This window comes from Amycolatopsis sp. NBRC 101858, from assembly GCF_030269325.1.
Lineage (GTDB): Bacteria > Actinomycetota > Actinomycetes > Mycobacteriales > Pseudonocardiaceae > Amycolatopsis > Amycolatopsis ponsaeliensis.
In genome coordinates this window covers 1,000,884-1,016,326 of sequence record NZ_BSTD01000005.1, presented here as the reverse complement: position 1 = coordinate 1,016,326, position 15,443 = coordinate 1,000,884, and the positions used below count along the sequence as shown (strand labels likewise).

General features: G+C 71.0%; 11 protein-coding genes and 1 rRNA gene. 4 read left to right on the top strand and 8 right to left on the bottom strand.

Annotated elements, in window-relative coordinates; translation table 11 throughout:
* The 4 genes from QSK39_RS39065 to QSK39_RS39050 all read right to left on the bottom strand — a co-directional run.
* Positions 1 to 68, bottom strand: a 16S ribosomal RNA gene (locus QSK39_RS39065); the annotation flags it as partial.
* 435 nt (positions 69 to 503) lie between these two features.
* On the bottom strand, positions 504 to 2,063 hold the full coding sequence (locus QSK39_RS39060; protein ID WP_285482828.1) for an amidase: 1,560 nt from the start codon (positions 2,061 to 2,063) through the stop codon (positions 504 to 506).
* Positions 2,063 to 3,406, bottom strand: coding sequence for a type I glutamate--ammonia ligase (gene glnA / locus QSK39_RS39055; RefSeq protein WP_284750049.1), 1,344 nt, complete (start codon positions 3,404 to 3,406; stop codon positions 2,063 to 2,065). Before glnA ends, QSK39_RS39060 begins: the two co-directional genes overlap by 1 nt.
* A gap of 61 nt (positions 3,407 to 3,467) precedes the next feature.
* Complete coding sequence (locus tag QSK39_RS39050; RefSeq protein WP_285482827.1) at positions 3,468 to 4,748, bottom strand: MFS transporter; 1,281 nt, start codon at positions 4,746 to 4,748, stop codon at positions 3,468 to 3,470.
* Between the two features lie 98 nt (positions 4,749 to 4,846).
* Between QSK39_RS39050 and QSK39_RS39045 the strand changes: the two genes are divergently transcribed.
* Positions 4,847 to 5,509: an LppX_LprAFG lipoprotein gene (locus QSK39_RS39045; RefSeq protein ID WP_285482826.1), complete on the top strand. Its 663-nt coding sequence runs from the start codon at positions 4,847 to 4,849 to the stop codon at positions 5,507 to 5,509.
* Here QSK39_RS39045 and QSK39_RS39040 read toward each other — a convergent pair.
* Both QSK39_RS39040 and QSK39_RS39035 read right to left on the bottom strand, forming a co-directional pair.
* Positions 5,506 to 6,909 (bottom strand): alpha/beta hydrolase, encoded by a 1,404-nt coding sequence (locus QSK39_RS39040; RefSeq protein WP_285482825.1) that lies wholly within the window; start codon positions 6,907 to 6,909, stop codon positions 5,506 to 5,508. The two genes, QSK39_RS39045 and QSK39_RS39040, sit on opposite strands and share 4 nt — an antisense overlap.
* A gap of 53 nt (positions 6,910 to 6,962) precedes the next feature.
* Positions 6,963 to 8,525, bottom strand: coding sequence for an alpha/beta hydrolase (locus QSK39_RS39035; RefSeq protein WP_285482824.1), 1,563 nt, complete (start codon positions 8,523 to 8,525; stop codon positions 6,963 to 6,965).
* Positions 8,526 to 8,680: 155 nt separating this feature from the next.
* Between QSK39_RS39035 and secA2 the strand changes: the two genes are divergently transcribed.
* The 3 genes from secA2 to QSK39_RS39020 all read left to right on the top strand — a co-directional run bounded on the left by secA2 (position 8,681) and on the right by QSK39_RS39020 (position 13,427).
* On the top strand, positions 8,681 to 11,020 hold the full coding sequence (secA2, locus tag QSK39_RS39030; protein ID WP_285482823.1) for an accessory Sec system translocase SecA2: 2,340 nt from the start codon (positions 8,681 to 8,683) through the stop codon (positions 11,018 to 11,020).
* A gap of 77 nt (positions 11,021 to 11,097) precedes the next feature.
* The gene (locus QSK39_RS39025; RefSeq protein WP_285482822.1) at positions 11,098 to 11,652 is read left to right on the top strand and encodes an RNA ligase 1 family protein; all 555 of its coding nucleotides are present in this window, start codon (positions 11,098 to 11,100) and stop codon (positions 11,650 to 11,652) included.
* A gap of 53 nt (positions 11,653 to 11,705) precedes the next feature.
* Positions 11,706 to 13,427 carry an NAD+ synthase gene (locus QSK39_RS39020; RefSeq protein WP_285482821.1) on the top strand — a complete coding sequence of 574 codons (1,722 nt, stop codon included), beginning with the start codon at positions 11,706 to 11,708 and terminating at the stop codon, positions 13,425 to 13,427.
* Here QSK39_RS39020 and QSK39_RS39015 read toward each other — a convergent pair.
* A complete protein-coding gene (locus QSK39_RS39015; RefSeq protein ID WP_353051109.1) occupies positions 13,424 to 14,038 on the bottom strand; it encodes a VOC family protein in 615 nt (204 codons plus the stop codon). The two genes, QSK39_RS39020 and QSK39_RS39015, sit on opposite strands and share 4 nt — an antisense overlap.
* A gap of 8 nt (positions 14,039 to 14,046) precedes the next feature.
* A complete protein-coding gene (locus tag QSK39_RS39010; RefSeq protein ID WP_285482820.1) occupies positions 14,047 to 15,396 on the bottom strand; it encodes a S8 family peptidase in 1,350 nt (449 codons plus the stop codon).
* Positions 15,397 to 15,443 lie beyond the last annotated feature (47 nt).

Here is a 15,443-nt window from a genome sequence, read left to right as displayed (position 1 = left end):
CGTTCGACTTGCATGTGTTAAGCACGCCGCCAGCGTTCGTCCTGAGCCAGGATCAAACTCTCCAACAATGTCTTCGAATTCAATCGAGGCAATTTTCTTGCTCTCAAAGGAACCTCATACGAGGTTCTATACATAAGCTCTACTGGCTTAGTTCACTAGCACACTGTTGAGTTCTCAAGCAACACACTCCGGACTCGCCGCTTTATCAGCGGTTATATCCTCGGCAGTTGTTCCAAGCGATATTCACAAGCTTTTGGTCGAGCATGCCTCAGCCCACGGTGTTAGTCGTAGGGATTCGGCGGCCGCTCGTGGGCCGACGCTGAACATTACCCGGTCCGATCCGCGGTGTCAACCCGCTCGGCCCGGCCGGATCTTCGGGGCTTGCGGCCCCGGGGCGACCCGGTGTTCCTGGCGACGAAGAGAAGATTACATGCCCCGAAACCGGTCCCGAACAGGGGGGTCACTTAACGCCATTGCCGCAGGTCAGAGCGTATCCAATGCCCCTACGACGGCAGCGTCGCCAAGTACCGCGGCGGCACCCGCGCCGGAGCCACTCGCGAGAAGTCCGCCGCGAGCGCCAGCATCCGGGCGTCCGACCACCGGGCACCCATGAACGAGATACCCACCGGGAGGGCTCCGGCAAACCCGGCCGGCACGGTCACGTCCGGGTAGCCGGCGACGGCGGCCGGGGTCGACGACGGGATCACGTCGTTGTCCCCCACCGCGCAGTCGGTCTTCCACGCGGGCGGGTTGGTCGGCGACGCGATCGCGTCCAGGTGGTACTTCGCCAGGGTCTCGTCGAGGGACCGGCGAGCGAGGTCCGACAGCTCGGCGCGGCCGGCGAGGTAGCCCGGGTCGGTCGGCGGCGGCGCGGCCAGCGCCTGCTCGAACAGCTCCTGGCCGGCGAAGCACGTCCGCTCCAGCGGGTCCGCGCGGTTGTAGGCGATCAGCTCGGCCAGGTTCCGCGGGCCGCGCGGGCGCGTCGCCAGGTAGGTGTCGATGTCGCGGTGGAACTCCGTGAGCAGCGCCGGGAACTCCAGCTCGCCGAGCCGCGCCTGGTACGGCGGAGTCACCTCGACGACCGTCGCACCGGCTTTGACCAGCGAGTTCCGCGCGGACGTCATGACCGCGTCCGTCTCCGGGCCGAGCACCGGCAGCCGCCACAGCCCGATCCGCGCCCCGCGCAGGACGCCTGGGCGAAGCAGCTTCGCGTAGTCCGTCGGCTGGGACTTCGGGTACTGCGAAGTCGCCGGATCCGCGGGATCCCGCCCCTGCAGGACCGACAACGTCAGCGCGACGTCGACGACGTTGCGCGCGATCGGCCCGGCGGTGTCCTGTTCGGCGGAGATCGGCACCACGCCGGTGCGGCTGACCAGGCCGAGGCTCGGCTTGTGCCCGACCGTCGCCGTCATCCCCGCGGGGCAGACGATCGAGCCGTCGGTCTCGCTGCCGATCGCCACCTGGGCCAGCGACGCGGCGACGCCGGCCGCGGACCCGGCGGACGACCCGCACGGGTTGCGGTCCAGCACGTACGGGTTGTTCGTCTGCCCACCCACGCCCGACCAGCCCGACGTCGGCTTCGCGGCACGGAAGTTCGCCCACTCCGACAGGTTCGCCTTGCCGAGGATGACGGCTCCCGCGTCGCGAAGCCGCGTAATGAGCGTCGCGTCCTTCGCGGGGTAGCTGCGCAGAGCGCGTGACCCCGCCGTCGTCCACTGGTCGCGCGTGTCGACGTTGTCCTTGACCAGCACCGGGATGCCGTCGAGCGGGCCGCGCAGGTGGTGCGCGCGCCGCCGGGCGTCACTCGAAGCGGCTTGGCTCAAGGCAGCGGGGTTGAGCGCCAGGACGGCGTTGACCTTGCCATCGATGCGGTGGATCCGGTCGAGATAAGTGCTGGTCAGACCCACCGCGGTGAGCCGGCCGGCCGCCATCCGCGCCTGCAGCGCCGGGATGTCGCCCGAGTCGAGGTCGAACTTCGGGGAGGACGCCGCGGAAGCGGGCGCCCCGGGGACGAGCACGAGTGCGGCGGCCAGGATCGCGAGGAACACCGGCCGCCGCCCCATCAGAGCACCGGGAGCAGGGTTCGGAGTTCGTACGGGGTGACCGCGCTGCGGTAGTTGTCCCACTCCACGCGTTTGTTCCGGAGGAAGAAGTCGTAGACGTGCTCGCCGAGCGCTTCCGGCAGGAGTTCGGACTTCTCCATCTCGGACAGCGCCTCCCCCAGGTTCTGCGGCAGCTGCGAGTACCCGGCGGCGCGCCGCTCGGAGTCGCTCAGCTGCCAGATGTTGTCCTCGGCGGGTGGCGGCAGCTCGTAGCCCTTCTCGATCCCCTTCAGCCCGGCGGCCAGGATGACCGAGTACGCCAGGTACGGGTTGCACGCCGAGTCCAGCGTACGGATCTCCACCCGGCGGGATGACGCCTTTCCGGGTGAATACATCGGGACGCGGACGAGCGCGGAGCGGTTCGCCCGGCCCCACGAGACCGTCGTCGGCGCCTCACTGCCGCTGATCAGGCGTTTGTAGGAGTTCACCCACTGGTTGGTGACCGCGGAGATCTCCTTGGCGTGGTGCAGCAGGCCGGCGACGAACGCCTTGCCGGTCTCCGACAGCTCGTGCGGATCCTCGGCGTCGTAGAAGGCGTTGCGGTCGCCTTCGAACAGGCTGATGTGGGTGTGCATGCCGGAGCCGGGCTGGTCCGTGAACGGCTTCGGCATGAACGTCGCGCGCACGCCCTGGGTCAGCGCGACCTCCTTGACGACGTAGCGGAACGTCATCACGTTGTCGGCCATCGTTAGCGCATCGGCGTAGCGGAGGTCGATCTCCTGCTGGCCCGGTGCCCCTTCGTGGTGGCTGAACTCGACCGAGATGCCCATCGCCTCGAGCGTCTCGATGGCGTGCCGGCGGAAGTGCGTCGCCGTGGCGTGGCTGGCCTGGTCGAAGTAGCCGCCGTTGTCCGCGGGCTCCGGCTCGCTGCCGTCGTCCGGCAGGGTCGCGAGCAGGAAGAACTCGATCTCCGGGTGCACGTAGCAGGTGAAGCCCGCTTCGGCCGCCTTCGACAGCTGGCGCCGCAGGACGTGCCGCGGGTCGGCCCACGACGGCGAGCCGTCCGGCATCGCGATGTCGCAGAACATGCGTGCCGAGTAGGGGCCGCCGTCCGGGGTCTCCCACGGCAGGACCTGGAACGTGGCCGGGTCGGGCTTGGCGACCATGTCCGATTCGTAGACGCGCGCGAAGCCCTCGATGGCCGAGCCGTCGAAGCCGATTCCTTCGGTGAAAGCGCCTTCGAGCTCGGCCGGGGCGACCGCGACGGACTTGAGGAACCCCAGCACATCGGTGAACCAGAGACGGACGAAACGGATGTCGCGCTCCTCGAGCGTGCGGAGCACGAATTCCTGCTGGCGATCCATGGCCGCACCCTAACGACAGCGTGTTAACGGGATGTTTCACGACGCGCCGAGGGTGACGAAGTCAGCTCGCGAGCACCGGAACGGGCTTCTTCGCCCGCGTGATGGCCAGGGACGCGATCGAGGCGAGCACCGCCAGGACCGCGGCCGAGTACCAGGCCAGATTGTAGTTCCCGAGCTGGTCGCGGACCAGGCCGGCGGCCGACGCGGCGAACGCGGCACCCAGCTGGTGGCAGGCGAAGACCCAGCCGAACACGATCGGGCCGGCGTCGCCGAACGCTCGGACGCAGAGGGCGACCGTCGGCGGGACCGTGGCCACCCAGTCGAGGCCGTAGAACAGGATGAACGCCCACATGCTCGGCTGCACGGAGTCGGTGAACAGCTGCGGCAGCAGCGCCAGCGAAAGGCCGCGAAGCGCGTAGTAGACGCCGAGCAGGATCCGCGGGTCGACGCGGTCGGTGAGCCAGCCGGAGAAGATCGTGCCGACGACGTCGAAGACGCCGACCAGCGCGAGCAGGCCCGCGGCGGTCGTCTGCGGCATGCCGTGGTCGTGCGCGGCCGGGACGAAGTGGGTGCCGACCAGGCCGTTCGTCGTCGCGCCGCAGATCGCGAAGCCGACCGCGAGCAGCCAGAACGTCCGGGTCTTCGCGGCCTGCCCCAGCACCGAAAGGGCGCGCCGGGCCGAGCCGGTCTTCGGTGCCGGGCGCGCGACCTCCGCGTCGGCCGGCGCGCCGTAGGCCGTGGTGCCGACGTCGGCGGGGTGGTCGCGGATGACCAGCAGGACCACCGGCACGACGGCCAGCGCGGCGATCGCGATCACCAGCGACGCCGTGCGCCAGCCCGAGCTCACCGCCAGGTTCGCGATGAGCGGGAGGAAGATCAGCTGGCCGGTGGCGCCGGCCGCGGTCAGGACGCCGGTGACGACGCCGCGGCTGCGGACGAACCACCGGGCCGCGACGGTCGCGGCGAAGCTCATCGCCATCGAGCCGGTGCCCGCGCCGATCAGCACGCCCCAGCACAGGACCAGCTGCCAGCTCGCGCTCATGAAGACCGTGCCGGCCGCGCCGAGGGCGATGACGAACAACGCCGACGCCGAGACGCGGCGGATGCCGAACCGCTCCATCAACGCGGCCGCGAAGGGCGCGAAGAGGCCGTAGAGCACGAGATTGACCGAGACGGCCGAGCTGATCGTGGCCGTGGACCAGCCGAACTCCGCGTGCAGCGGGTCGATGAGGACGCCGGGGGCGGAGCGGAAGCCGGCGGAGGCGAGCAGCGCGACGAAGGCGGCACCGGCGATCAGCCAGGCGCGGTGCAGCTTCGGGGCAGAGCGGGTCTCAACAGTCACCAGTGCAGTTTCACCGCGCGCGCGTAGGCCCGAAAGTGGCTTGAAGGACATCATCCGCAAGGATCGGGCCACGGCCGACCGCTCAGTAGGCTCGGGGCATGCGCCGCTTCACCCTCCTGCTCGTGCTCCTGCTGGCGGCCGGCTGCACCGGTTCACCGGACACGCGCGGGCCGTTCCCGGCCGGCGCCGAGTTGGTCCGCGACGCGGCGGCGTCGTTCGCCTCGGTGCGGAGCGTGCACTTCGCGGCCGGCGTCAACGGCGTGCTGCCGGGCTTCCCGCTGCGGCTCATCGAGGGCGACGCGACCCTCGACGGCGGCGGGTCCGCGACCGGCACGGCGGACGTCCAGTTCGGCGACGACCACACGAAGTTCCGCTTCACCGTCCGGGACGGCGAAGTCACCACCGACCCCGACGTCGCGGGTGGCCGGGTCCCCGAGATGTACGCCGTGAGCACGTTCCTCGGCCCGTCCGGCGGGTTGAAGCGGCTCCTGGACGGCGTCACCGACGCGAAGACCGAAGGCAAGGAGAACGTCGACGGCGCCGCGGCCCTGCGCGTCGGCGGCCGGGTGCCCGCGGCCGTCGCGCACAGCGTGCTGCCGCAGGTCGCCGACGACATCATCGTCAAGGTGTGGGTCTCCGCGGACGGGCCCCGGCGGTTCGCGCGGCTCTGGGTGCAGGTCCCGCCGGCCGGTGACCACCTCAGCCCCGTCATGTTCGAACTGTCGCTGACCAGGCAGAACGAGGCCGTGAACCTCGGCTAGCAGCGGGCGTCGGCGGCCGTGCCGTCGATCAGGTACGCGATGCCCGCGCGGTCGACGCACGCATTGCCGTCGAGGAAGACCGTGTGCTGGACGCCCTCGTAGGTCAGCAACGCGCTCTTGAGGTCCTTCGCGAGGTCGACGCCCTGCTGGTACGGGGTGGCCGGGTCGTGCGTCGTCGAGATGACCAGGGTTTTCGGCAGTGCTTCGACACGCGGGACGTGCTCGGCCGACGTCGGCGGGACCGGCCACGTCGAGCAGATGTCCAGCTCGCTCGTGTCGGGCGTGCCGCCGGCCAGGAACGGCGCGCCGGCCAGCATCTTCTCGTGCGCGCGGTCGATCGCGGCCCGGTCGGTGACGCGGGTGTGGTCGGCGCAGCGGACGGCGAAGTACGCGTCGATCGCGCCGCTGTAGTGGCCGTCGTGGTCACGCTGGTAGTAGTCGTCGGCGAAGGCCAGCAGGGTCCGGCCGTTGCCCCGGGCCACCTCCGCGAGCGCGGCTTTCAGGGCGGGCCAGTCGCCGCGTGAGTAGAGCCCCGCGAACGTGCCCGTGATCGCGTCCTCGAACGACAGCTTCCGGGTCCCGGCCGGGAGGGGCTTCGCGATCAGCGGACGCACCAGCCGCTGGAACGCCGCGGTGGTGCCGGCGAGCGGGCACGCGCACCACTTGCCGAACTCGTTCAGCGCGTCCTGGAAGCCCGCCGCCTGCGTGACCAGCGAGTCCACCAGGCCCTGGGCGGGGTCGATGGCGCCGTCGAGCAGCAGCGCGCGGACGTTGCGCGGGTACGCCTCGGCGTAGGCCGCGCCGATCTGCGTCCCGTACGAATAGCCGAGGTAGGTCAGCTTCTCGTCGCCGAGCGCGGCGCGAAGGAGGTCGAGGTCGCGTACGACGTCTCGCGTGCCGACGTTCGCGAGGAGGGTCTTGCCGTACTTCGTCGCTTCGGCACACTTCGCGCCGTACGCGGTCGTCTCGGCGAGCTGCTTCTTCACCCCATCGGGCGACATGTCGCTTTCGACGTCGGACGCGCGGTCGGCGTCCTGCTCGGCGTCGGTGCGGCAGGTGATCCGGGGTTCGCTCGTGCCGACCCCGCGCGGATCGAAGCCGACCAGGTCGAAGCGGTCGAGCAGGGGCGCCGCGGCGGGTGTCTTGGCCAGCGCCGCGGCCGTCGACGTGCCCCAGCCACCCGGCCCGCCGGGGTTCACGACCAGCGAGCCGATCCGCTGCTTCGCCGCCTTGTGCCGCAGCAGACCGACGGAGATCGTGGGCCCGTCCGGCGCCGCGTAGTCCAGCGGCACGGTCAGGTGCGCGCAGTCCAGAGCCTCGCCGCACGGGCTCCACGCGAGCTTCTGCGTCGTGAATTTCCCCAGGTCAGGGGGCTGGGACGACGGCGCAGGCGGCGGCACGGGCGCCGGAGCACTCGTGCACGCCGCCAGCAGCACCGCCAGCGCGGCGAGGCCTACTGCCCGGCGCAGCGGGTGCCTTCCGCCGGGACCGTGCCGTCGACCAGGTAATCCGTGCCGGCCTGGTCCACGCACTTCACGCCCTGCAGGAACACCGTGTGCTGCGTGCCCTCGAAGGTCAGCAGCGCGCCCTTCAGGCCCTTCGCGAGGTTGACGCCGGCCTGGTACGGCGTCGCCGGGTCGTTGGTCGTCGAGATGACCAGCGTCTTCGCCAGCCCTTCGACGTTCGGCACGTGCGGTTCCGACGTGTTCGGCACCGGCCAGAACGCGCAGGCGTCCCGGGCCGCCGAAGCCGGGCGGCCGTCGTCGAGGAACGGCGCCACCTTCACGTACTCCTCCTGCGCCTTGAGGATGACGGCCGGATCGGTGACGCGCGGGTCGTCGACGCAGCGGATCGCGGTGAAGGCGTCCTGGGTGGTGCCGTACTTGCCGTCGGTGTCGCGCTCGTTGTAGATGTCCGCGAGCTTCTCCAGCGTCACGCCGCGCTGCTGCTTCAGCTCGTTCAGGCCCGAATTGAGCGTGTCCCAGAGAGTCTGCTGGTAGAGCGCCTGGATGACGCCCGTCGTCGCGTCCTCGTAGGAAAGCTTGCGACCGTCGCCGACCGGCACCGGGAAGTCGATCAGCGGCCGGACGAGGTCCTGGAACGCCTTGACCGCGGCGTTCGGGTCCTGGCCGAGCGCGCAGTCCTGCTGGGCGGTGCACCACTTCGCGAACTCCGTGAACGCCGTCCCGAAGCCCTGGCCCTGCGCGACCAGCGACTCGACCGCGTCCTGCTCCGGGTCGACCGCGCCGTCGAGGATCATCGCCCGGACGTTCTTCGGGAACGCCTCGGCGTAGGCCGACCCGATCCGGGTGCCGTAGGAGTAGCCCAGGTAGGTGAGCTTTTCGTCGCCGAGGACCGAGCGGAGGACGTCCAGGTCCTTGACGACGTCGCGGGTGCCGACGTTGGCCAGCATCCCGGTGCCGTCGTCGGTGCGCTGGGCGCACTTCGCGGCGAAGTCCTTTTCCTGCGACTCCTGCTTGAGCACGCCCGCCGGCGAGCCGTCGGTCTCGCTGTCGTCGGCGCGGTCTGCGTCGCGCTCGGAGTCGGTGAGGCAGTGGATGGCCGGCTGGCTGGCGCCGATCCCCCGCGGGTCGAACCCGACCAGGTCGAAGCGCTTGGCCAGGCCGGTGCTCGTCGTCGGCTTGACCAGGCCCGACGCCGCGACCATGCCCGACGCGCCCGGGCCGCCGGGGTTGACCACGAGCGACCCGATCCGGGCGCCCTCGTCGGTCGCCTTGTGCCGGAGCAGGCCCAGCGTGATGGTGTCCCCGGCCGGCTTGGCGTAGTCCAGCGGCACGGTCAGCCGGGCGCACTGGACGTCCTTCGCCTGGAACGCCGACCGCGCGTCTTCCGACGTCGCGTAAGGTGCGCAGTCGCCCCAGCTCAGGCTCTGGCCGTAGAACCGCTCCAGACCGGCGGGGACCGGCCCGGACGGCGGGTGCGACTCGGTGGTCGGCGCGACCGGTGCCGGCTTGCCGGTGGACGTGCAGGCGGCCAGCGAGGCCGCGATCAGCACGGATGTCGCAATTGCGGTGATCCGGCGACGACCGGACCTGGCGCTGGGATGAGGGAACACGGTTGGATCGTCCCATCCGGCCGCGGAACTCGAACGCACCACCGCCACGTTGGGTGGGGCAGGCCGGTCGAGCGAGAGAGAACGGGAGACCAGGGGTGGCAGCACTGATCAGCCGGGTGGGCAAGAAGCTCCGCCGGATCATCCAGCGGCCGGGCAGCGTCGAGCTGACCCGCTACGAAGCACTGCTGCCCGCGGTCGAGAAGCTCGAACCCGAGCTCGAGAAGCTCTCCGACGAAGAGCTGACCGAGCGGGCGGGCGAGCTCCGCGAGAAGCTGAAGGACACCGCCTTCGGCGACGACCAGCTGATCGAGGTGTGCGCGCTGGGCCGCGAGGCCGCGCGGCGGGCCCTCGGCGAGCGCGCGTTCGACGTCCAGGTGCTCGGCACGATGGGCCTGCTCACCAAGCACGTCGTGCAGATGGAGACCGGTGAGGGCAAGACCCTCGCCGGGGCGCTGGCCGCGGCCGGCTACGCGATCCGCGGGAAGCGCGTGCACGTCGTCACGGTCAACGACTACCTCGCCCGCCGCGACGCGGAGTGGATGGGCCCGGTGTACGCCCTGCTCGGCGTGTCGGTCGGGTGGGTCGAGCCCGCGCACTCCCGCGAGGAGCGGCGCGAGGCCTACGCCAAGGACGTCACGTACGGCGCCGTCGCCGAGATCGGCTTCGACGTCCTGCGCGACCGGCTCGTGACGTCGGTCGACGACCTGGTCCAGCCCGACCCCGAGGTCGCGATCGTCGACGAGGCGGACTCGGTGCTGGTCGACGAGGCCCGCGTCCCGCTGGTGATGGCCGGCTCGATCGACCACACCGACGCCGACGAAGAGGTCGCGAAGGTCGTCCGGCGGCTGCGGCTCAACCTGCACTACGAAACCGACAGCGAAGGCCGCAACGCCTGGCTGACCGACGCCGGCGCGTCCGTCGTCGCGAAGTCGCTCGGCCTGGAGGTCGACGACCTCTACGGCGAGACGGCGTCCGACCGGCTCCCCGCGGTGAACGTCGCGCTGCACGCGCACGCGCTGCTCACCCGGGACGTCGACTACCTGGTCCGCGACGGCAAGGTGCAGCTCATCAACGCCGCCCGCGGGCGCGTCGCCGAGCTGCAGCGCTGGCCGGACGGCCTCCAGGCGGCCGTCGAGGCGAAGGAGCAGGTCACCGCCACCGACCGCGGCGAGATCCTGGACTCGATCACCGTCCAGGCGCTGCTGGCGCGCTACCCCGAGGTCGCCGGCATGACCGGTACCGCGGTGGCCGTCGCCGAGCAGCTGCGGGAGTTCTACGAGCTCGAGGTCGCGGTCATCCCGCCGAACACCCCGAACGTCCGCGAAGACCAGGAGGACCGCGTCTTCGCGTCGCCGTCGCAGAAGCTGCGGGCGATCGAAGAGGAGATCCGCACGGTCCACGAGACCGGGCGGCCGATCCTCGTTGGCACCCAGGACGTCGCCGAGTCCGAAGAGCTGGCCGAGAAGCTGGCGAAGGTCGACCTCGAGTGCGTCGTGCTCAACGCGCGCAACGATGCCCAAGAGGCCGCGATCATCGCCGAGGCCGGCAAGAAGGGCGCGGTCACCGTGTCCACGCAGATGGCAGGCCGCGGTACCGACATCCGGCTGGGCGGCACCGACGGCGCGACCCGCGACGAGGTCGTCGAGCTGGGCGGGCTGCACGTCATCGGCACCGCGCGGTACCCGTCGAGCCGGCTCGACGGCCAGCTGCGCGGCCGCTCCGGCCGCCAGGGCGACCCGGGCAGCGCGATCTTCTTCGCGAGCCTGAACGACGAGCTCGTGCTGTCGAACGCGCCGGACGTGCCCGAGGGCATCGTCGACGACGAAGAGACCGGCGAGATCGTCGACAACGCGGCGCTGCGGCAGCTCAACCACGCCCAGCGCGTCGCCGAGGGTGTCGACCTGGAGATCCACCGCAACACCTGGCGCTACACGCGGCTGATCGAGCGGCAGCGGCGTGACCTGCTGGTGCACCGCGACAAGGTGCTTCGCACCGCGTACGCGGCGGAGCAGCTCGAGAAGGCGCACGAGGAGAAGTTCGGCGAGCTGAAGCAGAAGCTCGACGACCAGGACAAGCTGGAGCAGATGTGCCGCGAGGTGCTGCTGTTCCACGTCGACCAGCTCTGGTCCGACCACCTGGCGTTCCTGACCGACGTCCGCGAGAGCATCCACCTCCGGGCGCTGGCGCGGGAGACGCCGCTCGACGAGTTCCACCGCGCGGCGATCCCCGAGTTCCACAAGATCATCGCCGAGGCGGACTCGCGGGCGGCGAAGACCCTCGAAGAGGCCGAGCTGACCGACGAGGGCATCGACCTCGGCGAAGCGGGCGTCCGGCGGGCGAACACGACGTGGACCTACCTGGTGCACGACAACCCGTTCGACTCCGACTTCGAGCAGACCATCAAGAAGGTCCGGAGCATGATCAAGCGGAAGTAGCGTTCTTCCCGAGAAACCCCCGCCCGATTAGCCCGGGCGGGGGTTTTTTCGATTGCCCGGACCGGAAGGATGGGGCCATGCGCAAGATCCCGACGCTGTTCCGTCGCGACCCCGAAGACCTCCGGCGGGTGACCCGCGAAGTGCACCCCGAGTGCCAGTGGGTGCTCGACGGCCAAGGCGTGGCCACCCGCAAGTACGACGGCACCTGCGTCCGGCTCGACGAGTCCGGGGTCTGGTGGGCGCGGCGCGAGGTGAAGGCGGGCAAGAGCGCGCCGGACGGGTTCGAGGCCGTGCAGACCGACCCGGAGACCGGGAAGACGGTCGGCTGGGAGCCGGTCGGGCAGTCGTCGTTCGCGGCGTTCTTCGAGGAAGCGCAGGAACGGCTCTTCGGAGCGGCGCCCGGCACCTACGAGCTGTGCGGGCCGAAGATCAACGGCGACCCGGAGAAGCTCGGCACGCACCGGCTGGTCCCGCACGCGACCGCGCAGGAGTTCACCGGCGTCCCGCGCGACTTCGACGGGCTGATGGCGTGGCTGCTCGAGCACCCGGAGTTCGAGGGCGTCGTCTGGCACCACCGGGACGGGCGGATGGCGAAGCTCAAGCACCGCGACGCGGTCGCGTCGGCCCAGTAGCTTTCGCCCACATTCGCTCGGCTGGGCGGGTGGCGGTGGGACAGAATGGCGGCATGCCGCAACTGCGCATCGCGCTCGCCCAGGTCAACCCCACCGTCGGTGACCTCGACGGCAACGCCGACCTGCACGTCGCCTGGACCCGCCGGGCCGCCGAAGCCGGCGCCCACGTCGTCGTCTTCCCCGAGATGTCCCTCACCGGCTATCCCGTCGAGGACCTTTCGCTGCGCAAGACCTTCGCCGCCGCTTCCCGGCAGGGCGTCGAGTCGCTGGCGCGCCGCCTCGACGAAGCCGGCTGCGGCGAAGTGCTGACCTACATCGGCTACCTCGACCTCGACGAGGTCGGCCCGCGTGACGCCGCGGCGGCGCTCTACCGCGGCGAGGTCGTCGCGCGGCAGTTCAAGCACCACCTCCCGAACTACGGCGTGTTCGACGAGCACCGCTGGTTCAAGCCGGGCACCGAGCTCGACGTCGTCCGGTTCCACGGGCTCGACATCGGCATGGTCGTCTGCGAGGACATCTGGCAGGACGGCGGCCCGATCTCCGCGCTGGGCCGCGCCGGCGTCGACCTCGTGGTGGCGCCGAACGCGTCGCCGTACGAGCGGTCGAAGGACGAGCAGCGGCTGCCGCTCATCGCCCGCCGCGCCGCCGAAGCGGGCGCGCCGCTGGTCTACACCAACCAGACCGGCGGCCAGGACGACCTCGTCTTCGACGGCGACTCGCTCGTCGTCGGCGCGGACGGCACGGTGCTGGCGCGCGCGCCGCAGTTCGTCGAGCACCTGCTCGTGCTGGACATGGACCTCACCGCGGGCGGGCACGCCGGCGACGGCGAGCTCGAAGGCCTGCACGTCCGGCGCCGGGTGCTGAGCTCGGAACCGCTGCCTGCCTACGAGCCGACCGCCGAGCCGGTGATCAGCGAGCCGCTGTCGGACGAGGCCGAGGTGTGGTCGGCGCTGGTCGTCGGGCTGCGGGACTACGTGCACAAGAACGGCTTCTCGTCGGTGACGTTCGGGTTCTCCGGCGGCATCGACTCGGCGGTCTGCGCGGCGCTGGCGGCGGACGCGCTGGGCGGCGACAACGTCTACGGCGTCTCGATGCCGTCGAAGTACTCGTCGGGTCACTCGAAGGACGACGCCGAGGACCTCGCGCGGCGGATCGGGGCGCACTACCGCGTCGAGCCGGTCGAGGACATGGTCCGGGTGTACGTCGAGCAGCTTTCGCTGACCGGCCTGGCCGAGGAGAACATCCAGGCGCGGACGCGGGGCATGCTCCTGATGGCACTGTCCAACTTGGACGGTCATCTGGTGCTGGCCACGGGCAACAAGACCGAGCTGGCCGTCGGGTACTCGACGATCTACGGGGACGCGGTCGGCGCGTTCGCCCCGATCAAGGACGTCTTCAAGACGCACGTCTGGCAGCTGGCGCGGTGGCGCAACGCCGAAGCCGTGAAGCGCGGTGAGACGCCGCCGATCCCGGAGAACTCGATCTCGAAGCCGCCGTCGGCCGAGCTGCGGCCGGGCCAGGTCGACACGGACTCGCTGCCGGACTACGCGCTGCTCGACGACATCCTCGACGACTACGTCGAGGGCGACCGCGGGTACGCCGACCTGGTCTCCGCCGGGTTCGAGCCGGAGACGATCGACCGCGTGGTGCGGATGGTCGACAAGGCCGAGTACAAGCGGCGCCAGTACCCGCCGGGCACGAAGATCACGTTCAAGGCGTTCGGCCGCGACCGGCGGCTCCCGATGACCAACCTGTGGCGCGAGGGCAAGGCCTAACTCAGGGCGACCTGGCGGCCTTCCTTCGACTGGAGGGCCGCCGTCAGGCTCGCCTTCTCGGCGCGCCTGATCAGGAGCTCGAGGCCGAGCGCGTCCGTCGCCGTCGTGACCGAAGCCGGGTCCGGGTGCGTGCCCGTCACCATCAGGAGCGGGATCGACGGCAGGCCGCGCGTCGTCGGGTGCGGTGTCGTGCCCCAGTCGATGAGGAACGGGCGGAGCGTGCCCGGGGTGCTCGGCGGGGTCAGGCGCCAGCGCAGGAGTTCGCCGTCTTGCGTCTCGCGGGACATCTCGCGCGCGTCACCGGGATCGAAACCGTGGGCTTTCGCCTGCTTGATGGTGGCGTCGAGGTCCGTGGTGCGCACCGCCCAGGCGACCAGGGCCGGTTCGGTGAGGTCGTCGATGCCGAAGGGGCGCGGGTTCTCGGGTTCCGGTTGCGCCGGGTCCGGGCCGATCACCTCCAGGTACATGCCGGCACCGAGGTCGGCGAGGTGGTTGGCGGTGCCGAGGCCGACGTGGCTGCCGCCGGGCGCGGGCGTGACGCCGGTGAGTTCGGTGACGCGGGCGACGGCCTCGGCGAGGTCCGGGCCGGCGTAGACGAGGTGATCGAGCACGGGCGCCATCATCCCGCGCCGACGGCACTCCCCGCATCGACCATTCCGTGGCCGTAGTAGGTCGTGCCGTGCTTTGTCGGCTTGCAGACGGTGTCGGGGCACGGGAGCGGCGTCGCCGTGTCGTAGAGGGCGCGCTTGACCCGCTCGGCGCTCCAGCGCGGGTGCTCGCTCGCGATCAGGGCGGCGACGCCGCTGGCGTGGGGCGCGGCCATCGACGTCCCGCTCGCCGACCGGTATTCGCCGTTCGGCCAGGTCGACCAGACGCGCGCGCCGGGGGCCGCGACGCTGATCCGGGACGCCGAGTAGTTGGAGAAGCTCGCCTTCAGCAGCTTTTCGTCGAGCGCGCCGGTGCCGACGACGCCGGGCAGTTCGTGCGGCAGCCGGGTGCACGTCGGGTCGATCGCGCGGTCCACCGGCGTGCTGTCGGCCGGGCTCTCGCGGTCGACCGAGCGCGTGTCGAGGTCGATGCCGGCGTTGCCCGCGGAGGCGACCACGAGGACGTTGCGGCGCTGGGCGTAGGCGACCGCGCGGCCGACGGCGAGCTTGGCCGCGGCCTGGTCGGGCTGGTCGTCGCAGTTGTAGCGCCACGGGATCGAGCGGTAGCTGTTGTTGGTGATCGCGAAGCCGTGTTCGGCGGCCCAGACGAAGCCGCAGACCATGCTTTCGGCCGTCTCGGTGTCGTCGAGCTCGGCGAGCTTCACGGCGGCGACCCGGACTCCGGGCGCGACGCCGACGACGCCGGACCCGTTGCGAGCCGCGGCGATCGTGCCCGCGACGTGCGTGCCGTGGCCGTCGAGCGTCGGCCGCCAGGCTCCGGGGCTGCGGTCCGCCCAGCCGGAGAGGCAGGACACGGAGTTCTTCGCGTCGAAGGCGGGTTTCAGGTCGGGGTGGGTGTCGTCGACGCCGACGTCGAGCACGCCGACGACGGTGCGCCGGCTGCCTTCGGTGACCGCGTGCGCTTCGGGCAGGTGCAGCGCCGGGACGTCCCACGCGGTGCCTTCGGGCGGGACCTGGCCGGAGTTCGGCGAGTTCGGGCCGGTGTAGCGGACGTCCTTGCGGGGCGCGAAGAACTCCTTCGGGATCTTCGCGGTGCGCGTCGCGCCGACGGCGTCGATGCCCGGTGTCTTTCGGACCTTCGCGGCGAAGTCGTCCTTCGCGGTGTACGCGACTACTACGCCGATCTGCGGGTAGCTCGCGACGACCGTGCCGCCGGCTCTGTGGACGGTCAGCTCGGCCCACCACGTGTTGTGGGCGACGACGACGTGCGGCATGACGAGCGGGTCGGCGGTCGCTGTCGCGGTCGCGGGGGTTGCGGCGAGGCCGATCATCGCGGCCGCCACCAACATCGTGCGTCGCACCGACAGCCTCCTCGAACTCGGCAAACCACCCAAACCGAACCTAGCGA

Bases quoted from the DNA above. Each gene is read 5' to 3' on its own strand.
- QSK39_RS39060 (WP_285482828.1), bottom strand. From the start codon at position 2,063: ATGGGGCGGCGGCCGGTGTTCCTCGCGATCCTGGCCGCCGCACTCGTG.
- glnA (WP_284750049.1), bottom strand. From the start codon at position 3,406: ATGGATCGCCAGCAGGAATTCGTGCTCCGCACGCTCGAGGAGCGCGAC.
- QSK39_RS39045 (WP_285482826.1), top strand. From the start codon at position 4,847: ATGCGCCGCTTCACCCTCCTGCTCGTGCTCCTGCTGGCGGCCGGCTGC.
- QSK39_RS39025 (WP_285482822.1), top strand. From the start codon at position 11,098: ATGCGCAAGATCCCGACGCTGTTCCGTCGCGACCCCGAAGACCTCCGG.
- QSK39_RS39020 (WP_285482821.1), top strand. From the start codon at position 11,706: ATGCCGCAACTGCGCATCGCGCTCGCCCAGGTCAACCCCACCGTCGGT.